This is a genomic window from Streptomyces sp. NPDC107517, assembly GCF_055582645.1.
Genome location: NZ_JBVJPM010000053.1, coordinates 1 through 24,811 on the forward strand (window position 1 = coordinate 1; position 24,811 = coordinate 24,811).

A 24,811-nucleotide genomic window follows, 5' to 3' on the forward strand; every position below is an offset into this window, starting at 1 on the left:
CGCACGACGGCGCAGCTCAAGCGGGTACTGGGAAGGACGTGCCATGACTCGATCCTCTCAAACGATCGAGTCTCTACCGAATCCGGAACGGTTCACTTCACCGCGTCGGCGAGAGTCGGAGCGAGGGCGGTCAGGACGTCGATGGCCTCGGCGACGTACCGGTAGGCGGTCGTGGTGCCGACACCGAACCCGGCGGCGAGCTGGGCGTAGGTGTGGCCGCAGCGCAGGTGCGCGAGGAAGAGCAGGGCTTGGCGGCCCGCGCTGACGCGACGCCGGCCTGTTCCCACGTTCCTGACGGCGGGCCCGCAGACGAGCGGACAGGTAGCGCAAGGTCGAGGTGGACACATTGATGCCGGACGGGTAGACAAGCACGCGGAAGCTCCCGGCGGACAGGTGATCTTGGTCGTGAACCCGTCTGCCAGGAGCTTCTTCACGTCCACACACCGCCCCTCCAGCCCAACTGCCCACCTGACACGTCAGGTTGAAAAAAGCTCAGTGACTCTGCTGTCGCTGGAGCCCGAGTCCGGGGAGCGTCACTGACCGCAGAAGGCCGTGCAGTTCGTGGCGTTGAGAGCGGCGAACTGCGCTGTTGCGTTCTGGCTGGGGCTGGCACCTGAGACCTTCAGGCCGATGGAGCCGCCGCGGTAGGGCGTCTGGGAGGCGTCGTTCCAGGTCAGCTGCTGTTGCCCTGCCACCCCTACCGTCAGGGTGGAGCCTGTGGTGCGGACGGTGAGGTGGTAGGCGGTGCCGGTTTTCAGAGCGATGTCCTTGGTGGCGACTGTGGTCGCTTTGCCGTCGTTCACCTTGGACAGCACCAGCTGGGTGGTTCCCTGCGCCGGGATCTGGAGGGTGGCGACGTAGCCGTCGAAGGACTGCCCGGCGCCACTGCCGCGCACGATCAGGCCGGCTTGCCCGGGAGTGGTCAGCTTGACGGTCGTGGACACGTCGGCGTTGTCGTAGAAGGACGGTTCCAGCATGCTGCGGCCTGCGAAGCCGGTCGAGGTTCCTTGGTAGGACTTGTCGTCGGTGCCGGCGTCGACGACCTTCCAGGTGCCGCCTGCTTCGATGTAGCCGTCGGGTTTCCCGCCGCGGATGTCGTCGTCGGTGCGGGGGTTCTTGAAGCTCTCAACGGTGGGGTTGGCCTTGTTCCAGTCGTGGTGAGCACTGAGCAACGGGCCGCTGAGGGAAGCGTTGGGCCACAGGTTGCTGCTGTCGTCCTCGCTGGTGGAGGATGCCAGGTCGAAGAGGTAGCTGTGGGTGGTCGGACCGGCGGCTGTCCCGGTTGCCGGCGTGGTTTCGCTGATCCACTTCTTCTCGCCGGAGCGCTGGGCGACGATTGTGGCGCCTTGGTGTCCTGCTTCGGGTTTGTCGACGACGTAGCGCCAGCTCAGGTCGGTGTGTGGTCGTCCGGTCTGCTTGCCGGACAGGTAGGGCACGAGATCTACCCCTGAGGTTCCGGCCGGGGGCGGGGCGGAACTTCCGGCGGCCTTGAGGAAGGTGGGCCGCAGGTCGAGCGTGGAGACCGGATTCCGGTAGGTGGTGCTGGCGGGCAGTGCGGCCGGCCAGGTCATGGCGAAGGGGACTTTCACGCCACCCTCGAAGAGGGTGTACTTGCCGCCGCGTGTGGGGCCGGTGAAGTAGTTGGTCTGCTGGCCGTTGTCGGACACGAAGACGACCATCGTGTTGTCCGCGATGCCGTTGTCGGCCACCGCCTTGCGGATCTGGCCGACTCCGCTGTCCATGGTGCGCACCATTTCCGAGAACCGGTCCTGGTCGGACTGGGCAGTGCCGCCGCAGCTGGTGGGTGACTCGAGCGGGGTGTGGGGGGCGTTGTAGGCGATGTACATGAAGAACGGGTTGGTGTCCGAACCTTGGGCGTGCTGGTTGATGTAGTCGACCGAGTGGTCGGTGAACTCGTCGGTGAGATAGGACGTGCTGGTGAGGTCCTTGTACGTCTTGGACACCGGGTCGTACTGCTTGAGGTTGGGTTTGCTGTTCGTCGGGGGGCAGTAGGAGTGCATGCCGCCGAGGAAGCCGTAGAAGTTGTCGAAGCCCATGGCAGCGGGCAGGTGCTGGCCGTTGTAGGGCTGGCCGCCGGCCAGGTCCCACTTGCCGATGGCTGCCGTTGTGTACTTGTCAGGGAGGTCCTTGACGAAGGTGTCGGTGGGCGTGCGCTCGGACCGGGCGCGGGTGAGGAAGTTGCTGTCCGCGCCGACGCGTGCGGGCTCCCGGCCGGTCATCATGGCACTGCGTGAAGGGCTGCACACCGGGGAGGCGACATATCCCTGGCTGGCCCGTACCCCTGCGTCGCCCAGGGCGTCGATGTTCGGTGTGGGGATCGCGCCTTGCCGGTCGTAGAGCGTGGTCTGGTCGTAGCTAAGGTCGTCGGCCACGATGAAGATGATGTTGGGTGGCGCCGGAGCGGCTGAGGCCGTGGAGGGCAGGGCGGCCAGGGCGGTCGCCGCCAGTGCGGTGGACACACCCGCAGCTCGAAGACGGGTGAAGTTGGCCGAGGTCATTGTCACGTCACCACGGTGAGGATGTTGGAGTTGCCGAGGCTCTCGGCGTCGTCCTTCGTCGCGGACACGCGGTAGTAGTAGGTGCGACCGGCGCTCAGCGTGCGGTCGGTGTGGCTCGCCTCGGTCAGGTTCCCGGCGACCTTCGCATAGCCGCTGTAGGGGCTGTTGCTGCGGTACAGGGTGTAGGTGCCGTCGGTGCCGGTCATGTTGTCCGTCCAGACGTGCACCTTGTCGAAGGAGGCGCTCTGGTTCACGGCCGTCAGCCCGGCGCGCCCGGCAGCGTGCGCGGAGTCCTGCGCTGTGACGACTGCCAGGTTGTTGACGTAGCCGGTGACGGTGGTGCCGATCACTTCAAGGACCAGCCGCATGTGCGTGGCGTCCAGGGGTGAGAACGGCTGCCCTGCAGCGCTGCGTTCTGCCTCGTCGAGCGTGGTCGCCGTGCCGTCGGAGACCCGGATGAGGGCGAAGCGCTGCTCGGCGTTGCGGTATTCGAACCGGTAGTGGTTGTCGGCGTTCGTGTAGCGGGCGAGCAGTCCCACGGAGCCGTTGGCGGCGTAGGAGGCCGCTTCGACCTGGACCTCGACGACCACGCTGCGCCAGGCGGTGTCGCCGGCGGCGGCGATGGCCCGCTCGGCGCTCTCGCCGACGGCGAACACTTTGGTGGCGCGCGTGGTGTCGGGGTGGTTCTGCACCTTCCATTGGCCGCTCGTGGTGGCCCAGGAGGCGGCGTTGCTGTTCTCGAAGTGATCGGTGAAGGTCCGTACGAGGGACGGGGTCCAGGCCAGTGGGGCGGTGGTGGAGGTGGCGGGGCTGATCAGGCGTAGTCGCACCGGCGTGTAGGCCAGGCCGGCCACGGGCCGGGCGCTCACCACAGTGGAGGCAGGACTAGCGCCGGCGCCGTTGGTGGCTTCGACGCCGAAGTAGTAGGTGGTCCCGGAGACCAGGCCGCTGATGTCAGCGCCCATGCGGTTGCCTGCCCGTAGCTGCTGGGTGAGGGCGGTAGGGGATGTGCCGTACCGGACGACGTACCCGCTGGCCCGGGGCACGCTGCTCCAGGTGACGGTGGCAGTACCGCCCCGGCGGCCCAGGGCCTGCACGCTGGAGAGAGCAGGGGGTGGTGTCGGGGTGGCGGAGACTTCGCCGGAGCGGGGCGTGGTGCCGCCGGGCCCGGTCGCGGTGACTGTGAAGTAGTACGTGCTTGCGGGGGACAGATCGGTGACTTCGGTACCCGAACCCGCAGTCACCTGCTGTGTGTAGGTGTAGTCACCGGGAGATGTGCCGTAGTGAATCGTGTAGGACGTCGCGTGCGGAACGTCCCACCACTTCAGACGGATCGCCGATCTCGAGGTGACCTCTGCGCTGGTGATGCGCGGGGTGCGCGGCACGCTGGGGGTGCCGGTGCGGGCCCATTCCAGTCGGACGACGCTGTAAGGGGGCACCGTGATCGCGGAGCCGTTGGGGTACTGGGTGGTGCGGGCGGTGATCCGGGTGGTGGCGGTGGCGGTGTTTCCCGCTTCGGGGTCGTCGGAGGCGCAGTACACGGCGGTGACCGGGGAGGCGAGCGTGGTGCCGTCGAGCCGGAGGTCGATCGTGTGAGGCTGGGCCGACTTGTTGGTGATGAGTGTGTAGTCCTTGGTGTTGCCGCCGAATCCGCCGCGGTAGCCTGCGGCGAAGCAGGCGGCCACGGCGACGGCGTTGCCGCTCGCGTCGAGGCCGGGCACGGTGGCCCCGCCGGTGACCGTGGCCGGCCAGCGGGAGGCACTGTTGTTGATCGCCTCATTGACGATGACGTTGGCCACGCCGACGGTCTTGAAGTACAAGCCGTGGTCGAGTTGGTCGGAGTCGATCGCGGTGTGCCGTTCCAGGGCGTCCAGGGCCGCATCGGCGTGGTCCTGGGCGGCGTCCAGCACCCACAGCGGGATGCCGCCCGCGCCGGTGAGTAACCGGGTGTTCTCCTTCGCAGCCGTGGTGAGCCGCATGACGGACTCGGCGTTGAAGACCGCGTTGTACTGGCTGTTGTAGAGCGGTCCCGCGACACGGACATCGAGTTCGTTCTGCAGGATCGGCGTTGGGGACAGGCGGCTGCGGGCCAGGTAGTTGGCGTCGATACGGCGGCGGAACTCGGCGGTCAGCCAGTTGCCGTTGCGCATGCTCTCCTCGAAGCCGATCCCGTTGTCGGGCCGCGGATCGTATGCCTCGTAGGTGTGCCACACGATCGCGTCCCACCACGGATCGGACACCTTGTACAGGGCGTCGTCCCAGGAGTTGTTGCCCATGGGTGTGTACGCGATCACGGTCTTGGCGTCGCCGTCCACGGCACGGATCGCGTCGTGGAACGGCTTGACCTTGTTCAGGTAGTCGGCGGCCGAGTTGACGAACTTGGGCAGCGCGTCCGCGCCGCCGGCGAACAGGTAGGGCTCGTTCTGCAGCTCCCAGTAGTCGACCTGGATGTTGTTGTGTACGCAGAACCGGGCCAGGTCCGCGGCTTCCTGCGGGGTACCGGTGAAGGTGTTGACGACCATGGTGAGCACGGCGCAGGTCTCGCGCAGCGAGTCGTAGTAGGCGATCAGGTCCATGTAGCCGTCGTTCTTGCCCGCGTTGACGCGGCGCTCCCAGTCGTAGCCGAAGTACTGGTTGCGCTTGTCGAACATTTGGGCGCGCCGCTCTTCCGGCATGGTTCCGGTGCGCGCGTCGAAGACGTTGTTCGCCGTTCCCGCGGACCAACGGCCCCAGCGCGGCTGGAGTTTGGCGACCATGCTCCGGTACGCACGATCGGTGAAGTGGTAGGCGCGGTTGGTGATGTGAATGTTGTAGCCGATGAGCCCTGGCTGCAGGGGGATGGCCTGGGTGGTGTCGACGTCGATGACCGCTTGGGCCTCTGCGGCCCTGGGCTGTGCGGCGGCGGGTCTGGTCTGGGGCAGGGCGAAGGCGGTGGCCAACCCGGCGGCGGCCAGACTCAGGACAGTGCGCCGGCTCGGGTGTGGGTGGTCGGGCATGTTCCGCTGCTGCATGAACGGTTCCTCGTCATTGATGGAACGGAAGGCGGGGCCGTGGCCACAACGGTATGGCCTGCGCGCCCTCACGTGGCTCGGCTGTCACGCCGACCATGCGCCGCGTTGCGGTCTGCCACAGGGCGGGTCCGCGCCCCGTGCCAGGGCCGATGCGCAGGTGATGCAGGATCCCTCTCCCTGTGGGCCGGGGCTCGTTGAAATCTGCCGCGTCATCGGGCTTGTCTTGACCTCGCCGACGACTTAATTTCGATTGGACGGTAAGTAGGGGGTGAGACTGTGTCAACAGTTCACGCAGAATCACACAGGGACGGAGCAGGTTCGGTGAACAACCTGGGGCAGCGGATCCGCCCAGTGCAGCTCGGCGATGTCCGGCAGCGGAACTACGCCGCGATCATGCGAGAGTTGATGCACAGTGGCCCGCTGGCACGGACCGACCTCGCAGCGGCGATCGGCATGTCGACCAGCGCCGTCACCAAGGTCACGGCGGTGTTGACCGCAGCCGGCGTGGTCAAGGAGATCTGCCAGGACAGGGACGGTTCCATGGGCCGGCCCAAGGTGCCCGTGGCCATCGACGACTCCACCTACGGAGCCATCGGCGTCCACTTCGGCCTCCACCGCACCATGGTCTGCCTGATCGACCTCAGAGGCCGACTCGTCGATGAAATGCACCTCGCCCGCGATACCACGGACTTCGACAGCGCGGTTAGTGAAGCCGCCACAGCCGTACGGGACATGGCCGCGCGGGCTGAGCTGACCGCGCTGGGAGTGGGAGCGAGTACCGGCGGGTGGGTCGACAGCACCAAAGGGACAGTCCGGTATCAACCGATCCTGGACTGGCGAGATGCCCCGCTGGCACACCGGCTGCAGGAAGCCGTGGACCTTCCGGTCGTCGTGGAGTCACACACCCGCGCGCTGGCACTGGCCGAACACTGGTTCGGGGCAGCGGTCGGTTCCGACAACGTGCTGCACCTCTTCGTCGGCAACGTCGTCGGCGTCGGCCTGATCCTCAATGGCGCGCCCTACCGCGGCACCAGCGCCCAGGCCGGCGGCATCGACCACCTTCCCGTCGCCGGAACCGCCGCGCAGCCGTGCGACTGCGGTAGCCGCTCCTGCTTCAAGGCCGTGGCCGGGGACCTGGAGGTGACACGGCGCGCGCACACTGCTGGACTGGTGGGGTCCGCCGCAGACATCCACGACGTGATCACGCTGGCGGACACGGGTAACGAGCGAGCGTTGGGCCTCTTGCGTGACCGGGCTCAGGTGGTAGGCGATGCCACCGCCACCCTCATCGAACTCCTTGATCCGGAACTCGTCATCGTCGCAGGCGGCGTCAGCACGGCCCCCGACCGGCTCGCCGTCGTACAGGAAGCGGCGAGAGCCCGGCTGATAGCGGATCGTTTCCACTGCGTGGACGCCCCGATCCGCAACAGCGCTTTCGGCTCACACGCCATCGGCATCGCCGCCGGTGCCGTCCTGCTGGACGCGACCTACCGGATGCCTGCCGCCTTCATCCCAGCCCTCGCCACACCGTCTCGCGTCAAGCAAACGCTCTAGCCCAGGCGCGTCCCGGACGGCACAAGTGCTGCGAGCAGCTGGCCGGCTCTCGCCTTCAGCGCCCCTCGCCCCGTACCTTCCATGTGACGCCGATCTAGTAGACTGTCGCAGCTAATTTTTGGGATAAAGGTGACGCAGTTTGATGCGTGCGTCGTGGGTGGTGAACTGCCAGTCCACCTGACGTTGGTCGGCGTTGGTGGCGTTCTGCCAGGCCGAGAGTTCGGTGTTGAGGATGTCGAGGTCGTCGATCCGGCGGTCGAGACATTGCCGGGTCAGCGCGGAGAGTTCGATCTCGGCGATGTTGAGCCATGACCCGAGTTTGGGTGTGTGGTGGATCTCGAGGCGTTGGGCCAGCGCGAAGGCCTCTTCCGGTTCGAAGGCCTCGTACAGTGAGGCGATGCCGTGGGTGTTGAGGTTGTCCATCACCAGCACCACGGCCTCGGCGTCGGGGTAATCCACGCTCAGCAGCTGTTTGACCTGGCCGGCCCAGTCGATCCGGGTCCGCTGGGACAGTGCCTGACCTCGACGCCACCCGCGCAGGGGTTCGACCCACACGAAGATTGAGCACGTGCCGCAGCGGATGTACTCGCTGTCCTGGCAGGCGTCGTGGCCAGGGCGGGCCGGGAGCGGGGCGCGGGCATGGTCGAGGAGCTGGTAGGGCTTCTCGTCCATGCACACCACCGGACGCGCCGGGTCATAGGGCCGGGCATAGACGGCCAGCACGTCTTCCATCCGGGCCGCGAACTCCGCGTTCCCTCGTGGTGGGATGGTCCAGCACTTCTTCAGATGAGGACGCAGTTCCGTTTTTTAAGACCCGGCCGATCGTGGAGTGGTCCAGGTTCGGGATGTCCTCGCTCAGCGCCACGTGCCTCTCCAGCAGGCGCAGCGACCACCGGGCGTGGCCCTTGGGCGGCGTCGAGCAGGCCAGCGCGATCAGCCTCGACCTCACCGGTCACCGGGGAGGGCACCGGGGGGCAGGCACGTTCCTTCCGGCCGACCGTGGCCCACACATCGCCACCGGTCTCCGCGTACCGCTTCGAGACCAGCCGGACCGACTCGCACGAAACCCCGACCCGCTCCGCGATCACCACCCGCGGATCAACCTCCCCGACCGAGGTGTCCAGCGCGAGCAACACCCGCGCCCGCCTGATCATCGACGCGCTACGGACTCCCGTCGTGGTCACCCGCACCAACGCCTGACGATCCTCAGCACTCAAGGCAACCGGATACTTCTTCCGTGACGACACGGCACCCCCGCCCAGCCGATGTGAAGCGACGAGGGGAGACTGCCCGACCGCCAACTCCACCAACCAGAACCATACTTAGCAGCGACAATCTACTAGCCATGGCTTCTGCCCATCGCTCGCCTGGTGGGTCTGCGACAGCCTCGAGGGGACATAACGGCAGCTGTGCGGGTCATGTAGTCCAGGCGACGCGGAAGCCGACGTTCCCGGAGGAGCTGTCGACGGTGTTGGAGGTGCGCGCCGCGACCCGGTAGCGGTTGCAGTACGAGTCGTGGCACAGGTAGGAACCGCCGCGCATTGTGCGCTGGTCGTCGGAGCCGGGCTGCCACGGGTCGGCGGACCATTCCCACACGTTGCCCGAGGTGTTGTGCAGGCCGTAGCCGTTGGGAAGGTACGCGTGCACGGGGGCGGTTGCGGCGTAGCCATCGTCTGCGGTGTTGTGCGTGGGGAAGGCGCCCTGCCAGATGTTGCAGTGGTGTTGGCCGTCCGGGGTGAGGTCATCACCCCAGGGGTAGCAGGCCTGGTCGAGGCCACCGCGGGCGGCGTACTCCCACTCCGCCTCGGTCGGCAGCCGCCCGCGGGCCCAGTGGCAGAAGGCGAGGGCGTCGCGCCAGCTGACGTGGACGACCGGGTGGTCGCCGCGCTCGTGCAGATGGTTGCCGGGACCTTCCGGGTGGCACCAGCTCGCGCCGCGCACGCCGCACCACCACGGGGTCTGCGGCGGGCGCGGTGAGATCTTGCGCAGCGGGCCCGGCAGGAACTTGGCGAAGCTCCAGCCGTACCGCTCGGCCTCGGTGCGGTAGCTGGTCGCCTCGACGAACGCGGCGAACCGGTCGTTGGTGACCGCGTACGCGTCGATGGCGAACGGTGCGACGCGACCTCTCGCACGGGTCCCTCTCCGTCGCCGGGGTTGACGTCGGCGTCCTCGCTGCCCATGCGGAACGCGCCGCCGGGCAGCAGGATCCGGTCCGCGAACGCGGACGTGTCCTCGTGCCCGGCCGCCGGGATAGGCCCCGTCGTGGAAGCCGGCCCGACGGACGACTCCCGCGACGGGGCACAGCAACTCTCAAGACTGGCGGGGACATTGCTCATGACTGTCTTATTCGGTCAGGCACGGGTCAGCCGGCGAGGCCGCGCCCCGTGCTCGCGGTGATGGTGGGGCGGGGTTCGCCCGAGGCGACGATCCGGATGAGGAGGCGCTCGCGCAGTTCGTCGAGGACGAGCAGATGGGCCGGGTCGTCGACGAGGTTGGTCAGTTCGTCGGGGTCTGTCTGGAGATCGTAGAGGTAGGCGTCCTGGTACTCCTCCGCGCGGGCGTCGTCCCAGGCGTCCTTGGCGGGTGCGGTGACCCCGTACTTCCAGCGATGGGTGCGCAGGGCGCGGCCCACCTCGGACTCGCTGACCTGGACCAGCACCTCTTGGGGCCAGGCGTCGTCCTGGCCGCGCAGCAGCGGCACCAGGGAGCGCCCCTGCATGCGCTCGGGCACAGGGACTCCGGCCGCCTCAAGGAGGGTGGGCGGAAGGTCGACGTGGCTGACGAGTTCGGCCAGACGGACGCCATTGCCCAGGCCCGGGCCGCGCAGCACGGTCGGCACGCGCAGCGAGGCGTCGTGGACGCTGCGCTTGTACTCGTCGTTACGCGTCTTGAAGTGGCAGCCGTGGTCGGACGTGAACAGGATGACGGTGTTGTCGAGCTCGCCGCGTGCCTTGAGCGTGTCGACGATGCGGGCGAGGACCTCGTCCAGGCGCCGCACCATCCCGTAGTAACCCGGCAGGTGCTCGGCCCAGTTGCCGCCGCCGAGGGTGGCGAGGTCGGAGGGGACCCAGGGGTCCTCATAGCGGTCGCTGTAGCCCGCGGGGGCGGGGTAGTCGTCTCGGGAGTTCTGGTGGTGAGGTTCCAGGAAGGACAGGAACAGGTAAAAGGGGTTGTTGTCACGGTCGCGGTCGATGAAGTCGATCGCGGCGGCGCCCAGGGCGTCGGCACGATAGCCGCCGAACTCGTGCGGGGCGCCCTCGGTGTCGTACAGCGTGGTCTCGTAGGCGTCGGAAGTGAATTCCAGGAGGTTGGCGGCCAGCCAGTACTCGTAACCGGCCCGGTCCTCCTCGGGGACGGGGCCCGATGTGTGGTCGCCGGCCAGGTGCCACTTGCCGATGTATCCGGTCTCGTAGCCCGCGTCACGAAAGGACCGGGCGAGGGTCGGCGTGTCGCGGGACAGCGTCAGCCCGTTGCGATAGACGCCGGTCGTGGTCGGGTACTGGCCTGTCTGCAGGCTGGCCCTGGAGGGCGCGCACACCGGCTGGCAAGTGAAGGAGTTGTCGGCGCTCACACCGTCCCCAGCGAGGGTGTCGAGGGTGGGTGTGAGGCCCATGGGGTTGCCGTGGAGTCCGGTGGTGTCCCAGCGCTGCTGATCGGTGAAGAACACCAGAACATTGGGGCGGCGGGGCTCGGCGGGTGAGTTGGTCGGCTCGACGGTCAAGAGACGTCCTTCTTGTAGCGGTTCAGCAGGTGGGAGAGAGGGCTGTCAGTACTTTGCGCGGCTGTGCTCCGTGCCGGATTTCGCGTGCGGCGGCTTCGGGTCTTCGGTGTCGTCCTGCTCGCGGGTCTCGGACAGCAGCCATGCGGAGATGAACGAGACGGCTCCGACGATCGTCAGCAGGAGGGGCAGCGGCCAGGCGGATCCTGCGCCGGCGACGAGTGTCGCGGCCAGTACGGGGACGAATCCGGCGACCATGGCGGATGCCTGGGTGGCGATGCCGAGAGCGGAGTAGCGCACGCGGGCGCCGAACAACTCGGTGAAGAAGGATCCCTGGATGCTCGACATGCACACCGAACCGCCAAGCGCAGCCAGTGCCATGGCGGTCCAGGCCGCCGCCGTCGAGCCGGAGTCGACGAGCCAGAAGTAGGGGAACGCGGAGAGTGCGACGAAGGCAGAGCCGGCGAGGTAGGGCGGCCGGCGTCCGATGCGGTCCGATAGCGACCCGATGACCGGCATCAGCAGCAGGCCGAGCACGTTGTAGAGGACCACGCCGGTCAGGGCGACGTAGGACGGATAACCCAACGTGTTGGTGGCGTAGGCGATCACGAACGGCTGGTAGATCTGCGAGCTGCACGCCTCGCCGAGGCGGGCCCCGAAAGCGAGTGCGATGGTGCGCGGATAGGTCTTCAAAGTCGTGACCAGCGGGGACTTCTCGCGCGCTCCTTCGGACTGGACCTGCTGGAAGTCGGGGGTCTCGGCGATCGTGCGGCGCACCATCAGACCTGCACTCATGAGTAGGACGCTGAGCAGGAAGGGGACGCGCCACCCCCAGCTGAGGAACTGGTCCTCGGGCAGGACGGTGAACAGGCTGGTGATGCCGATGGCCAGCAGGTAGCCGATCGGGGCACCGGTCTGCGGAATACTGCCCCACAGTCCGCGCCGGTCGCGCGGCGCGTGTTCCACGGCCAGCAGCGAGGCGCCGGCCCATTCGCCGCCCAGTCCCAGTCCCTGCACCATGCGCAGGACGACGAGGAGGACGGGCGCCCAGATGCCGATGGCCCGGTAGTCGGGCAGCACGCCGATCAGTGCCGTGCCCGAGCCGATGATGAGCATCGTGGCCACCAGCGACTTCTTGCGGCCAATGCGGTCGCCGAGGTGGCCGAAGATGAGTGCGCCGAGCGGACGCAGGACAAAACCGACGCCGAACGTGGCAAGCGAAGCCAGCGTGCCGAGCACCGGATCGACGTCGGGAAAGAACAGCCTGTTGAAGACGAGCGCGGCGGAGAGCCCGTACAGATTGAAGTCGTACCACTCCAGGGCGGCACCGGACAGGCTGGCGGCGATGACCTGGCGCATGGACTGCGCACCGGGCGGGCTGCCGTCGGTGCGCGGAGCGCTCGCCGACGCGGGCTGGGAAGCCATACGTACCGTCCCTTACGTGCTGTCGTGCAGTAACTTGTCGGTGCGGATGCGGCTCTGCGGTGGGCTGGGTTGACCCAGCGAAACGCATCCCTAGAATTAACTAAGCGACGTTTATTAAACGTGGCGCAGTTAGGCTGACACCCGCGAACGCTCAGGTCAAGACCCTTTGTTCAGATGACTTGTCGACCTGAGGTCGAAAGGAGCGCCGTCCGAATGCCCGGCGATATCGCCACGTCCGCGTCCGCCCGCCGGATCAACGCGGCTCGCGTCCTGCACGAGCTGCGGGAGCGCCCGCCGGCCGATGCGGAGATGTCGTCCAACGAACTCATGGCAGCCACCGGCATGTCCCGGCCCACGGTCCTGGCCGCCGCCGAGCAGCTGGTGCACCTGGGCTGGGTGCGGGAGACCTCGGACCGCTCGGCGGGACGGACCTCCGCACGCGGCCGCCCCTCGCGCTACTTCTCCTTCGCGCCGCGCGCCGGGCATGTCCTCGGTATCGACATCGGCGCGCACAGCGTCCGGGTCAGCGTGGCCGACCTGCACGGCACTCCGGTCCGCGAACAGCAGTACGCCTTCGGCGACCCGTCCATCGGCGCAGAACAGCGCCTGCGCCACGTACGCGAGCTCGCCGGCGCCTTGGTGCAAGCCGCAGGGCTGAGCACCGCGGATGTCCTGGCCGTCTGCGTCGGCACCAGCGGCACGGTCGACGCGCACGGAGTGGTCCGGCAGCGCACCGGCATCCCCGGCTTCCTCAACGTCGACGTGCGTGCCGCCCTCGCCCCAGAGTTCGCCGCGCACGTCTACATCGAGAACGACTGCAACCTGGCCCTGATCGCCGAACGCTGGAAAGGCTGCGCCACCACCGCCCAGGACGTGGTCTGCCTGCTGGCCGGCGAACGCCTGGGTGTCGGCCTGTGCACTGCGGGCACCCTGGTGCGCGGCCACGACAACGCGGCCCGCGATCTCGGATTCCTGTCCTTGATGGGCGGCTACTCGGACGCCGATGCCGTCGCGGCCCGAGCCCGCGACCACGGCGCCCGACTCGTGGCAGACCTGGCAGCTCACGGCGCGCCGCCCGCGCCCGGCACCCCAGGCGCACAGCTCTATGCGCTCGCCGGAGGCGATCCGGGCCGGGTGACGGCGGCCACCGTCTTCGAGGCCGCTCGCCTCAACGATGCGGGCGTCACGCCGGTCCTGGACCGGGCGCTGGAGGCGGCGGCCCGCGCCATCACCACCTTGAGCATGCTCCTCGCACCCGAACTGGTGGTTCTCACCGGAGCAGTCGCGGCGGCGGGCGATGTCCTGCTCCCCCCGCTGCGCCACCGCCTGGCCGAACTCGCCGTGCGCACCACGCGTGTTGAGGCGTCCCCGCTCGGTGAGAACGCCGTGGTCACCGGCGCTGTGCGTCTGGCGCTGGACGCCGCCCACACCCACTACCTCGCTCCGCTCCTGCCCGCGCCGACCCTGCAGGCCGACGCGGAAGGCGCCACCATATGACGCGGGGGTCCCCGCCTTGGCCGACGTTGCGTCTGTGGTTCGTGCCGGGTGGGTCTGCGCGCGGAAGGCGACACACCCGACTACCGCTTCTCCCTGGCTGAACGAACCTTCCTGGCATGGATCCGTGCAGTGTTGGCACTGGTGGGTGGCGGGCTGGCCACCCACCAGGTCCTCACCGGCTTGGCCTGGCCGGTGCGCACCGTCATCGCGATGGTAATGATCGTGGGCGGGGCGCTGTGTGCGGTGCGGGCGGTGAACCACTGGATTCTCTGTGAGCTCGCGATGCGCCGGGGCGAGGACTTGCCGCCCTCACTGTTCCCCGCGATGCTGGCCGGTGCCCTCTACCGGGCGTCACCCGGGAGTCCAGCCGGAACGCACCCGCCTTGCGTGGAAGCGTACGGTGCGCTCATTCATGGTGGCCGTCCTCTTGGTGGGCCGCCTGGCGCTGCACCGCGGTGAGTGCCACTCGGTGGTCTTTGCCTGCGGGGCAGGACTGGCGGCCCTCGTCTTTCGGGCGCTGTCTCGTGTGGGCGCGGCAACGGGCTGAGCGGGTTCCCGAGGTGCACCACAGGGCCACGGCCGCAGCCCTGTGGGTCATGGTGCCGGCAGCGAGCTCCGTCGCTGTTCTCCTGTGACGCGCCGGGGTGCGGCAGCGCCGTGGGATCAGCCCACGTGGTCCTGCGACGATGTTCCGGCGAAGGGCAGTTGAGGTGTGCCGGTGGCTCCGAGCTGGCCGGCGTCCCAGGTCCGGCCGGAGTGCGGGTAGCGGGCAAGGGTTGCCTCGTCCAATCGCTTGCGGCTGGTCGTCACGACGAGGCGGTCCCGTGCGGGGCCGGCGAAGCAGCAACTTGTCGGGACGGGAACCGGTAATGTGCTGGCGGTGCAGTTCCTGGCCGGTGGGAGAGAAACAGGAGACATACCCCGCTCCGGCCATGGCGCTCCAGATGTTGCCGTCCGTGTCGACCGCCATGCCGTCCGGTTTGCCGTCGCCGGCTGCGATCAGCACCCTGGGCCGGTCAGGGGTGCCGGTGGCCGGGTCGTAGTCCCAGGCGGTGATCTGGGCCGTGTAGGTGTCGGTGGTGTACATGGTGGTCGCGTCCGGGGAGAACCCGATGCCGTTCGCGATCGTCAGGCCGAAGATGACCGGTGTCACGTCTGCCCGGGTGCCCACGCGGTAGACGGTGCCCGCACCCGGTGTCCAGTCGTAGGCCATGCTGGCGACCCAGATCCGCCCGCTGGGATCGGTGACCATCTCGTTCAGGCGCAGCTCGGGCGTGCTGTCGTTGTCCCGCTCCACGGAAAGGACACGGCGGCCGTTGGTGTGCAGATCCCGGCTGACTGCAAGGATCATTTCTCCGCCCGGCCCGCGGACCGCACCGCACAGAGGAGCTGCGACGCTCTTGCCGGTCCACTGCCACCCGTCTTGTTCCAGGACGGCGGTGAACAGCATGCCGCCGTCGATGTCGACCCAGGACAGCGTGCTGGTGGCCGCGTCCCAGCGCGGGCACTCTCCGAGAGTTGACACCATTCCGAACCATGACATTGCGCTTACCTCATCGGGGAGTTGACTGACATGGACGCCCGCTGTCTGCCGCGGGGCGGGCCCGTCGTCCTGATGCGGTGCGGGTCCGCCCCGGGGGTGGCTGATCCTGTTACGGCGTCACCAGCGGTTCGGTCGTGGTGACTTCGATGATCGTGTACGAGTGCGGCGGCAGGTTGATCGAGTGGTCCTCGCCGAGTGCGGTCTTCTCGGTGCGCGGGGCGATGCGGTCGGGATCCGCGAAGGTGTTGCCTGCCAGGGCGTCGTCGTGGTGCAGCTGGTGGACGACCACCGTGTCACCGGCCCGAGCAGTGCCCAGGTCGAGCGAGAGCTGGACGGGGTGGTCGCGGTCGCGGTTGACGGCGGAGACCCACACCGTGCGCCCGCCCGGGTTCGTGGTGGCGCTGACGTCGACAGCCGGGAGTTCGGCCTCGGCCCGCTCCAAGGTCTCACCGGCCACGCTGGCGCACATAGTGTCGGCGGCCAGCGCTACGGAACCGCTGTGCCGGCGCTGCATCCACAGGGGCCAGTACACGGTCTCGTGGACCACATGGTCGTCGGTGACCAGGAGGGCGCCGACGACGTTGATGGTCTGTGCGAAGTTGGCCAGGGTGACGCTGGCGCACTGGCGCTGCATGACGTTCAGGAACGTGGCCACGGCCAGGGCGTCCACCAGGCGGAACTTGGGGTCGGTGGGCTGCCAGGTGGGGCTCATCTCGTAGCGGGTGGCGTCCGCGCAGTTCCATTCGGTGAACGCTAGCTTCGGGGCGGTGGTGCCGGGCTTCTCCCGCGCGACGAGGTCGACCAGCCCCTGGACGGCCTCAATGGTGCCCTCGGCGCGGTGGGGGCCGGAGATGACGCGGCCGTAGTCGCCGCCTTCGGACTTGGGGTCGAAGGGCCAGTAGGTGTGCAGGGTCAGATAGTCGATGTGTCCCCACGCGGCGCGCAGGAGAGCCAGGTTCCAGTCGATGGACTGGTTCGGCTCGTAGCAGCCGACCGCGAGGACCTTGATGGTCGGGTCTAGGCGCTTCATGGACTTGGCCCACTCGCGGTTGCGGACCGCGTTCTCCTGGGCGCTGAGCTGGCCGAGTTCCCAGTGCCCGAAGTCCTCGTTGCCGATCTGCCAGTACCGCACGTTGAACGGCTCTTCGTGGCCGTGAGAGCGCCGGAGGTTGGCCCAGTGGGAGTTTCCGGTGCCGTTGCAGTACTCGAGCCAGTTGAGCGCGTCGCGCAGCGTGCTCACCCCGGTCGTCACGTTGATCTGCGGTTCGGCGCCGATCCGGCGGCAGAAGGCGACGAACTCGGCGGTGCCGAAACCGTTGCCGACGTCGTAGCCGAAGTGCCAGTCCAGGGTGCGACTGCGCTCCTCAGCAGGCCCGACACCGCGCTCCCACTCGTAAGAGGTGCCGGTGCAGCCGCCCGGCCAGCGCACCACGGGGGTGTCCAGCCCTTTGATTGCCTCGACCACCTGGGTACGCAGTCCTGAGGCGTCCGCGTCTTCGTGGCCGGGCTGGTGAAGGGCCTCGTCGGCGACCCACTTGCGGCGCGAGAGAAACTGACCGTAGATGTCGGGGTTGACCTCACCGGTGACGGTGCCACGGAGGCGGAACGTTGCTTCGGTACTCACGGGTGGAGGATCCTTTCGGCGGCAGGAAGAACCAGCCGCGGGAGAGCGGTCTGCTGGATAGCGCGAGCCCGGTTGAGTACGGGCCGAGCGGTCTGGGAACAGGTGGTCAGTAGGGTCTGTGCGATGCTGGCGCCGACTGGGGTGGGTGCATGGCGAGCGGGCCGCTATGGGTGCTCTGGCAGACGCCCGAGAGGCGGTGGATGACCGGCAGGACCTCGGTCTGCGGGCCGAGCCCGACAGGTCTGCCGAACCGGATGAGCGTTGGTTGCGGGCACCTCGCACGGAGGTCTGCGCAGGGGGCTGCGGTGCCCTCGCACCGTGTGCCGGTGCGTTTGCGGCTTCACTTGAGGATGCGTGCGGCGTCGGTGAAGAACTGGTTGGTGGCTTTGGTGATGCTGGCCCGTCCGGTGCCGACCGACTGATTCGCCATCAGCAGCGACGTGGTGAACAGTTCGCTGGCCCCGGCGGGATACAGCTGCAGGGGTGCGATGTCCTTCTGCTTCGCAACCTGTTCGTAGTTGTCCATGACCTCCTTCTGCTGTGGGGGGAGACCCGTGAGGGCGACACGCTGCACCGTCGCCAGGGGCACTCCGCGCGCCATCCCCATGGTCTTTGCCGCGTTGGGGTCGGTGAACAGATACTTCAGCAAGGAGACGGACTGTTCGACGTGACGGCTGCGCTTGGAGATCGCGAACCAGCCGGCGGGGATGATGTTCGTGCCCGGAGCGCCGCCTGCTGTGCCGCGCGGGAACTGCAACAGACCGAGCCGATCCTTGGTCAGGCTCTGGATGGACGGGTAACCGCGGGAGGTCGCGGTGGCTGTGTAGGCGGCCTTGCCGAGGACCAGGGGGTCGTTCTGGAACGAGGTGGCCTCGACGGTCACGCTGATGGGCGGGCACGAACCGTTCTTGCGCAGCTTGTCCCACAGCTGCAGCCACTGGCCGAACTCGTCCTTGGAGAAGGCCAGTTTCCCTGATTCGGTGAACAAGGGGGTGCCGATGGTGCGCATGTACGACTCGATCTGAACCTGCGCGCCACCCATATCCGCGACGCCGTGCAGCCCGCCCTTGCTGGTCTCGTAGACCTCCTGCATCGTGTCCTGGAAGTCGTCCAGGGTCCAGTCATTGCTCGCAGGTTCGAGGCCGAGAGCCTTGAGCTTGTCCGCGTTGTACTGCACGGCCGGCTGGGTCGCGGCGCCGACCACTGCGAAGTAATAGTGCCCCTTGATCTTGACCGTCGGCGTGATCGAGTCGGGCAGGGTGTGCAGGCCAAGGTCCTGGGCGTAGTCGTCCAGCGGGCGGATGGCTCCGCGGTCGAGGTAGTCGGACAGGTAGGGCAGGAAGATCTGGAAAAGGTCGGGCGGGCTGCCTCCGGCCAGCCGGGTCGCCAGCTTGTCGAAGTAGCCGTTGAGCGGCATGTACTGGGTGTTCACATGCGATCCGACGTCGGAGTCCTCCCAGCCCTTGATCGCATCGAGCAACTTGGTGTTCTGGTCTCCCTCGCCCCAGAACATCATCTGCAGGCCGGAGCTTCCCGGTGATGAGGGCGTCAGTCCCCGCATACATCCGCTCAGGCCGAGCGCCGCTCCCGCACCCCCGGCGGCCTTGAGCAGAGAGCGGCGTGACGGACCTTCGGGCTGCCCGGTGGGCTGTCGTGTCATGTGGGTGTCCCCTCGGGCTGATCGGCGCGACGCGGGCGTCGGCGCACTGCTACAACGAGGTAAACTTCCGCATGAAATTAAAAGACGGTTTCGAGACCTGTCAAGGCTTCGAGCGGAAGGGGCGGGAGCGAGTCGTGGTCGGCCGGAGGTGCTACAAACGCGACGTGGTGGATTCACAGCCTTCTCCCAGGACATCTGGCGGCACGCACCGGCGACCCGGTGCCCGGACTGTCGACGTGCGCCGCCGGAGCTTGTCGGCCCTGCTGCGCGCGATGCTCACCCACGGCCCGGTGGCGCGCGCCGAGTTGGCACAGCTGACAGGGCTGACCACGGGTGCGGTCACCAAGCTCACAGCAGTCCTCGCCGAGTCGGGACTGCTGCGGGAGCTGACCGCTGCACCGCGTGAGGCCACCCCCGGACGCCCGCGGGTCCCGGTCGAGGTCGACACCACCCACTACCGGGTGATCGGTCTGCACGTCGGGCTGCGGCGCACCCACATCGCGCTGGTGAACCTGCAGGGCGAGCTGGTCCGTGAACGCACCCTGTCCCACCAGAGCAGCGTTTTCCAGACAGTGATCGAGGAAGCGATTCATGGTGTGCGCGTACTGCTGAGCGAGGATGCCGGTGTCGCCTTGGCGCTCGGTGCGAGCACCGGCGGATGGGTCGACGCGGGACGCGGGGTCGTGCTGGAGCAGAACGTGCTCGGCTGGCGCGACGCACCGATGCGCGACGCCCTGGAGCAGGCGCTCGGCCTGCCGGTCCGTATCGACTCCAGCTTCCGCGCCCTGGCCCTGGCCGAGCACTGGTTCGGCGCCCACGCAGGCGCCGACAACCTGGTCCACCTGTTCGTCGGGAACGTAGTGGGCGCCGGGTTCCTGCTGAACGGCCGCCTCTTTCGCGGGACGACCTCGGCCGCCGGAGCGCTGGACCACCTGCCCGTAGACGGCCGAGCCGAGGACCCCTGTCAGTGCGGCCGCCGCGACTGCCTGCACGTGGTCGCCAGCGATCTCGCCCTGACCGGCCGGGCGCGAGCCGAGGGACTGCTCGGCGAGAACGAGGCAGGCGACGAACTGATCGAGCTCGCCCGGAGCGGCGAGATTCGGGCAGAACGGATGCTGGCCCGCCGCGCGCGCCAGGTCGGCACCGCCGCTGGCATCCTGATCGAGATGTTCGACCCGCAGATCGTCACCGTCGGCGGCGGCGTCCTCGACGCTCCCGAGTACCTGAACTACGTGCGCCAAGGAGCGGACCGCTACCTGGCCGACAAGCGCGAAGTGGAGGTCGCTGAGATCGTGCACGCGACCTCGTTCCACGCCCACGCCATCGCGGCCTCGTCCGCCGCCGTAGCTCTGGACGCCTTCTACCAGGAGCCGGACGTCTTCGTTCCCGCACTGAGCGAACTTCGCTACGGCTAAACGGTTGACCGGCTTCCTGCCGTGAGTTAGTTTCTCGCAGCAGAAAACCCCGGTTACGGACGAGTGAAAGCGAGGGTGGCAGATGCTGGCCGGCCCGTTTCACCCGAAGATCCAGCGGCTCGAACTGCACAATCACCACGCCTCCGCATACAGCCAGTGGAGCGTCGTCCGAACCGAGGCGGAGTCCGGCGCCTTCGGGATCGGCGAGTGTTCCGACAGCGCCTTCGACCGGATACTGAACTTGGCCATCGAGACGGCGCGTTGCCTGCTGATCGGGCAACCGCGCCCGGTAGCGCGCCGCGTCGTACGGGAGTGGTTGTGCCTTCGGCGCGCTCACGCCGGGTCTCCTGCCGCACTGGCCTGGTCGACGGAACTGGGGGGCCTGGAGGCAGCGTTCGGCGACCTTGCCGCCCGTCACAACGGGCTCTCCCTGAGCGAGCAGATGGGCGGGGGCGTGCCCACACGAGTCAGGTTATACGCGAACCTCAACCGAGCCTGGCGCGGCGGCAGTCTCGACAGCCTCGTGGATGGGGCGTGCGGTGCAGCTGCGCACGGGTTTCCTGCAGTCAAGATCGCACCGTTCGTCAACCGGTGGCACAGGGGAACACAGCTCGGCACGAACGGGTGCGCAGCGGACTTGCGCTCGTGGAGGCTGTGCTGGAGGCGCTGCCCTTCGAGACCTCCGTGATGGTGGACTGCCACTTCCGCCTCACGCCGGACGAAGTCCCACTCACATTCGCGGGGTTGACCTCCCTCAACATCTTCTGGGTGGAGGACCTCGTCCACCTCGGCCGGACCGACCGCCTGAAACGGCTGCGGGATCAGGCAGCCCTGCCACTCCGGCCGGCGAGCACGAGTGGGATCCCGCAGTCGTCGAGACGGCCTGCGCCACGGGGGCGCTCGATTACTGGCTGATCGATCCGAAGCATGCCGGGGGGCCACAAGCCACGAAGCGGCTCATCGGCCTCACAGGCCAGACCAAGATCAGTTTCCACAACCCCGGCGGCCCCGTATCCACCGTGCACGCCGCCCACCTGACCGGGCCCAGCCCACGCGTCACCTGGCTCCAGTACGCGTGGGGCGAGCCCGGCCGCGCCGACTACCTCACGCCCGCAGAAGACATCGCGGGCGGCACCCTGTCGGTCCCATTCGGGCCGGACATCGCCGTGGACCTCGCCCAGCCGACCGTCTGACCCTCACAAACAACGGACAGGCACGGCCTCGAACACGGTCCGCGGTGCACCCTGCCCGTCCCACGTCACCAGCCACCTGATCCGCGTATCGAGGCCACCTCTCACAGCCGCGAGCAGCACGCTCGACGGCCTCACCCAGCCAACGGGACAACAGCACCCCAGACCGCCAACCCACGCGGGTGCACACGAGACAACTTGGAGGTGTGGCGCAGTGGCCACGGAACAACTGGCCGCCAGGCGACGCCTGTTGCGGCCCCGCGGCGCCAGCCGGCGAGCGAGCCGCACCAAGCCGACACTGAAGCAGAACCTGTGGGCCCTGGTCTTCCTCGGCCCCTGGCTCATCGGACTGGTCGTCTTCACCGCAGGGCCGATGATCGCCTCATTGGTGCTGTCCTTCACTGACTACGACCTGCTCAGCTCGCCGCACTTCGTGGGCTGGGACAACTTCGCACGGATGTTCTCCAGCGATCCGGTCTTCATGAAGTCCCTGTCGGTCACACTGCTCTACGTGGGAATCGGTGTCCCGCTCGAACTGTGTGTCGCGCTGGGCGTCGCCGTTCTGCTCAACCGCGGACTGCGCGGACTGACCTTCTACCGTTCCGCGTTCTACCTGCCCTCGCTGTTCGGCGGCAGCGTCGCCGTGGCGGTGCTGTGGCAGCGCATGTTCAGCGGTGACGGACTGGTCAACCAGGTCCTCGCGCTCATCGGCATCCACGGACCCGCGTGGATCTCCGACCCCTCCTACTCGCTCATGACGCTGATCCTGCTGGAGGCGTGGCAGTTCGGCGCACCGATGGTGATCTTCCTCGCGGGTCTGCGGCAGATCCCGCAGACCTACTACGAGGCAGCCAAACTGGACGGCGCGGGCGCCTGGTACCGCTTCCGCCACATCAGCCTCCCGCTGCTGAGCCCTGTCATCTTCTTCAACCTGGTGCTGCAGATCATCCGCGGGTTCCAGGCGTTCGCCCCCGCCTACATCGTCAGCAACGGCACGGGCGGCCCGGTCAACTCCACGCTCTTCTACTCGCTGTACCTGTACCGCGAGGGCTTCGTGAACTTCCACATGGGCTACGCCTCGGCGATGGCCTGGTTCCTGCTGCTCATCGCCGCCGTGCTGACCGCCATCAACTTCCTGCTGAGCCGTTACTGGGTGCACTATGACAACTGAGTCCGAGCAGAAGCCGGCCACAACCCGCCCCACGGAGCCCACCACACCCCGTCCGGCGCGCAGCCGACGCTGGCCCCGGCTCCTGCTTTACGTCAGCGTCACCCTCGCCACGATCGTCGTGCTGTACCCGCTGATCTGGATGCTGGCCAGTTCCTTCAAACCGACGAGCGACATCTTCTCCGAGCCGGGGCTGTGGCCCAAGAGCTGGAAGCTCAGCAACTACGCCGACGGCTGGAAGGGCGTGGGCACGGCCTTCTCGATCTTCTTCGAGAACTCGCTGTTCATCTCCGGCGCCGCCATCATCGGCAACGTCCTCTCGTGCAGCCTGACCGCATACGCATTCGCACGGCTCAACTTCAGCTTCAAACGCACCGCGTTCGCGATCATGCTCGGCACCCTGATGTTGCCCGCGCACGTCACGCTGGTCCCGCAGTACATCCTCTTCAACCACCTGCACTGGGTGAACACCTTCTACCCCCTGTTCGTACCGCACTTCTTCGGAGTCGACGCGTTCTTCATCTTCCTGATGGTGCAGTTCATCCGCGGCCTGCCCGAAGACCTCTTCGAAGCCGCCCGTCTGGACGGCTGCGGTCCATGGAAGATCTACGTGCGCATCGTGCTGCCCCTGCTGCGTCCCGCACTGGTGACAACAGTGATCTTCAGCTTCATCTGGACATACAACGACTTCTTCAAGCAGCTGATCTACCTCAATGACTCGAACCTGTTCACCGTGCCGCTCGGCCTGCGCATGTTCATGGACTCCACCGGCGACTCCGCCTGGGGCCCCATGCTCGCCATGAGCACCCTCGCGCTCGTCCCCGCCCTCGTCCTCTTCGCCACCTTCCAACGCCTGATCGTCGACGGCATCGCCACCACCGGAATGAAGGGATGACCGTGACAGCACCGCGCAGGCCCAACGTCCTCGTCGTCATGACCGACGAACAGAGCTGGGACACCATGGGCTGCACCGGAAACCCAGCCGCCCGCACACCGGCACTCGACGCCCTGTGCGCCGAGTCCACCAGCTTCGACCGCACCTACACGCCCTTCCCGCTGTGCTGCCCCTCCCGGGCCAGCCTGTGGACGGGCCGCATGCCCCGCAACCACGGAGTCCTCGGTAACTGGCGCCCCGTCGTCCCTGAGTTGCGTACCGCCGGCCTCGCCCAGGACTTCCGTAACGCGGGCTACCACACCATCTACAACGGCAAATGGCACGTCCCCGGCACCACCCCGCAGGCCATGGGCTGGGCCGACACCTCCGCCATCCCCGCCGTCATCAACGGCCAGGATCGCGGCCGCTACATCCCTGACTACCGCTCTTACGCCGCGGACGCAGGCTACGCCTTCGACCCGCAGCACATCGAGAACCTCACCGCCGACGACCTCGCCGCCACTCGCCACCGCCCGTACGCCACCTCGTCGGTCAAGCTCGAGCACTACCTGGAGCCGTGGCAGACCGACCAGTTCCTCACCGCGCTGGACCGGCGCCCCGACGACCGGCCATGGATGGCCGCCTGCTCCTTCAACGCCCCCCACTTCCCTCTGATCGTTCCCGCCCCGTACGACACCCTCATCGACCGCGGGCAGATCCGACTGCCGCCCAGCCTCGCCACCGGACCGGCGACGAAACCCCGTGAGGTGCGCGACTCTCGCTACGCCACCGATTTTCAGCACCTCACCGAGCGCGACTGGACCGAAGCCGTCGCCCACTACCTCGGCCTGACCGCCCTCGTGGACGCGCAACTCGCCCGCATCGTCGGTCACCTGCGGCGGACGGGCCAGTGGGACAACACCGTCGTCGTGTTCACCGCCGACCACGGAGACCTCATGGGAGCCCACGGCCTCATCGAGAAGGGTCACCTCCTCCACTACGAACAGGCCCTGCGTGTCCCGCTGTTCGTCCGGCACCCCGACATACCGGGCGGCACCCGCACCACCAACCTCGTCTCAATGTGCGACATCGGAGTCACCCTCGCCGAACTGGTCGACGTATCGCTGCGCGACCCCGGCGACGGACGGCCCTTCACGGGGATGCTGGGCACCACGGGCGCTGCCCCCACCCGCACGCACGTCACTGCGGAAACCACCCTCACGGCCGGCCGCGGCGAAGGACACGGTGAGCCGTTCCACGCCTGCGACTGGGAGTACCCGCGAGACAGCCTCAACCTCTCCATCCGGACACCCGAGGCCCGCTACATCTTCCGCTCGCACGACGAGGACGAACTGTACGACCACACCAGCGACCCCCAGGAGCAGTACAACCGCGCCGCGGAACCCGGATACCAGCAACTGCGGCGCTCGCTGCGCGATGCTCTCGCCGGTGAGATAGGTGCCAGTTTCAAAAATGCCGCTCGGCTCCTTCAAGACTGAAGAGAGTCCTCTACCGCCAGGGGTCTGACACGAAAATAGAGTGGACGATGCAGGTCAGCCAGCCGTGATGGGTTCGAAGCGGACGGTCAGTCCGAGGCTGTTGGCTTCTTTGGT

General features: G+C 67.7%; 16 protein-coding genes and 4 pseudogenes. 10 read left to right on the forward strand and 10 right to left on the reverse strand.

Annotated elements, in window-relative coordinates:
• Nucleotides 1–95: 95 nt before the first annotated feature.
• From ACZ67T_RS43815 to ACZ67T_RS43825, 3 genes and pseudogenes are all read right to left on the reverse strand, one after another.
• Nucleotides 96–372, reverse strand: a pseudogene (locus tag ACZ67T_RS43815) (helix-turn-helix domain-containing protein); the annotation flags it as partial.
• A 161-nt stretch (nucleotides 373–533) separates the two neighbouring features.
• Nucleotides 534–2,519: a sulfatase-like hydrolase/transferase gene (locus ACZ67T_RS43820; RefSeq protein WP_469992386.1), complete on the reverse strand. Its 1,986-nt coding sequence runs from the start codon at nucleotides 2,517–2,519 to the stop codon at nucleotides 534–536.
• A gap of 2 nt (nucleotides 2,520–2,521) precedes the next feature.
• Nucleotides 2,522–5,530, reverse strand: coding sequence for a fibronectin type III domain-containing protein (locus ACZ67T_RS43825; protein WP_469992364.1), 3,009 nt, complete (start codon nucleotides 5,528–5,530; stop codon nucleotides 2,522–2,524).
• A gap of 321 nt (nucleotides 5,531–5,851) precedes the next feature.
• Between ACZ67T_RS43825 and ACZ67T_RS43830 the strand changes: the two genes are divergently transcribed.
• The gene (locus ACZ67T_RS43830) at nucleotides 5,852–7,084 is read left to right on the forward strand and encodes an ROK family protein (RefSeq protein WP_469992366.1); all 1,233 of its coding nucleotides are present in this window, start codon (nucleotides 5,852–5,854) and stop codon (nucleotides 7,082–7,084) included.
• A gap of 111 nt (nucleotides 7,085–7,195) precedes the next feature.
• Here ACZ67T_RS43830 and ACZ67T_RS43835 read toward each other — a convergent pair whose 3' ends face one another.
• Nucleotides 7,196–7,882 carry an IS630 family transposase gene (locus ACZ67T_RS43835; protein ID WP_469992388.1) on the reverse strand — a complete coding sequence of 229 codons (687 nt, stop codon included), beginning with the start codon at nucleotides 7,880–7,882 and terminating at the stop codon, nucleotides 7,196–7,198.
• A 201-nt stretch (nucleotides 7,883–8,083) separates the two neighbouring features.
• On the opposite strand from ACZ67T_RS43835, the gene ACZ67T_RS43840 reads away from it, so the two are divergent.
• Nucleotides 8,084–8,284, forward strand: a complete 201-nt coding sequence (locus ACZ67T_RS43840; protein ID WP_469992367.1) for a hypothetical protein — start codon at nucleotides 8,084–8,086, stop codon at nucleotides 8,282–8,284.
• Between the two features lie 216 nt (nucleotides 8,285–8,500).
• Here ACZ67T_RS43840 and ACZ67T_RS43845 read toward each other — a convergent pair.
• From ACZ67T_RS43845 to ACZ67T_RS43855, 3 genes and pseudogenes are all read right to left on the reverse strand, one after another.
• Nucleotides 8,501–9,420: pseudogene (locus tag ACZ67T_RS43845) on the reverse strand (formylglycine-generating enzyme family protein).
• A 26-nt stretch (nucleotides 9,421–9,446) separates the two neighbouring features.
• Complete coding sequence (locus ACZ67T_RS43850; protein ID WP_469992369.1) at nucleotides 9,447–10,805, reverse strand: sulfatase-like hydrolase/transferase; 1,359 nt, start codon at nucleotides 10,803–10,805, stop codon at nucleotides 9,447–9,449.
• Nucleotides 10,806–10,850: 45 nt separating this feature from the next.
• Complete coding sequence (locus tag ACZ67T_RS43855) at nucleotides 10,851–12,227, reverse strand: MFS transporter (RefSeq protein ID WP_469992371.1); 1,377 nt, start codon at nucleotides 12,225–12,227, stop codon at nucleotides 10,851–10,853.
• A gap of 213 nt (nucleotides 12,228–12,440) precedes the next feature.
• On the opposite strand from ACZ67T_RS43855, the gene ACZ67T_RS43860 reads away from it, so the two are divergent.
• The 3 genes and pseudogenes from ACZ67T_RS43860 to ACZ67T_RS43870 all read left to right on the forward strand — a co-directional run bounded on the left by ACZ67T_RS43860 (nucleotide 12,441) and on the right by ACZ67T_RS43870 (nucleotide 14,271).
• Nucleotides 12,441–13,724: an ROK family transcriptional regulator gene (locus tag ACZ67T_RS43860; protein ID WP_469992373.1), complete on the forward strand. Its 1,284-nt coding sequence runs from the start codon at nucleotides 12,441–12,443 to the stop codon at nucleotides 13,722–13,724.
• Nucleotides 13,721–14,057 (forward strand): annotated as a pseudogene (locus ACZ67T_RS43865) (YidH family protein); the annotation flags it as partial. The gene ACZ67T_RS43860 and the pseudogene ACZ67T_RS43865, both read left to right, overlap by 4 nt.
• Before the next feature lie 79 nt (nucleotides 14,058–14,136).
• Entirely contained in the window at nucleotides 14,137–14,271 is a 135-nt protein-coding gene (locus ACZ67T_RS43870) for a hypothetical protein (protein ID WP_469992390.1), read from the forward strand.
• A gap of 330 nt (nucleotides 14,272–14,601) precedes the next feature.
• Here the strand turns inward: ACZ67T_RS43870 and ACZ67T_RS43875 are convergent.
• From ACZ67T_RS43875 to ACZ67T_RS43885, 3 genes and pseudogenes are all read right to left on the reverse strand, one after another.
• Nucleotides 14,602–15,267: pseudogene (locus tag ACZ67T_RS43875) on the reverse strand (SMP-30/gluconolactonase/LRE family protein); the annotation flags it as partial.
• A gap of 109 nt (nucleotides 15,268–15,376) precedes the next feature.
• Nucleotides 15,377–16,891: an alpha-L-arabinofuranosidase C-terminal domain-containing protein gene (locus ACZ67T_RS43880; RefSeq protein WP_469992374.1), complete on the reverse strand. Its 1,515-nt coding sequence runs from the start codon at nucleotides 16,889–16,891 to the stop codon at nucleotides 15,377–15,379.
• A gap of 340 nt (nucleotides 16,892–17,231) precedes the next feature.
• The gene (locus ACZ67T_RS43885) at nucleotides 17,232–18,551 is read right to left on the reverse strand and encodes an ABC transporter substrate-binding protein (RefSeq protein WP_469992376.1); all 1,320 of its coding nucleotides are present in this window, start codon (nucleotides 18,549–18,551) and stop codon (nucleotides 17,232–17,234) included.
• 236 nt (nucleotides 18,552–18,787) lie between these two features.
• Here ACZ67T_RS43885 and ACZ67T_RS43890 point away from each other — a divergent pair, with 236 nt between their 5' ends.
• From ACZ67T_RS43890 to ACZ67T_RS43910, 5 genes are all read left to right on the forward strand, one after another.
• Nucleotides 18,788–19,966 (forward strand): ROK family protein, encoded by a 1,179-nt coding sequence (locus ACZ67T_RS43890; protein WP_469992378.1) that lies wholly within the window; start codon nucleotides 18,788–18,790, stop codon nucleotides 19,964–19,966.
• 527 nt (nucleotides 19,967–20,493) lie between these two features.
• Nucleotides 20,494–21,159: an enolase C-terminal domain-like protein gene (locus ACZ67T_RS43895; RefSeq protein WP_469992380.1), complete on the forward strand. Its 666-nt coding sequence runs from the start codon at nucleotides 20,494–20,496 to the stop codon at nucleotides 21,157–21,159.
• A gap of 211 nt (nucleotides 21,160–21,370) precedes the next feature.
• Entirely contained in the window at nucleotides 21,371–22,327 is a 957-nt protein-coding gene (locus ACZ67T_RS43900; protein ID WP_469992381.1) for a carbohydrate ABC transporter permease, read from the forward strand.
• Entirely contained in the window at nucleotides 22,317–23,219 is a 903-nt protein-coding gene (locus ACZ67T_RS43905) for a carbohydrate ABC transporter permease (RefSeq protein WP_469992383.1), read from the forward strand. The genes ACZ67T_RS43900 and ACZ67T_RS43905 overlap by 11 nt, the downstream gene beginning before the upstream one ends.
• Nucleotides 23,216–24,697 carry a sulfatase-like hydrolase/transferase gene (locus ACZ67T_RS43910; protein WP_469992384.1) on the forward strand — a complete coding sequence of 494 codons (1,482 nt, stop codon included), beginning with the start codon at nucleotides 23,216–23,218 and terminating at the stop codon, nucleotides 24,695–24,697. Before ACZ67T_RS43905 ends, ACZ67T_RS43910 begins: the two co-directional genes overlap by 4 nt.
• The last annotated feature ends 114 nt before the right edge of the window (nucleotides 24,698–24,811 follow it).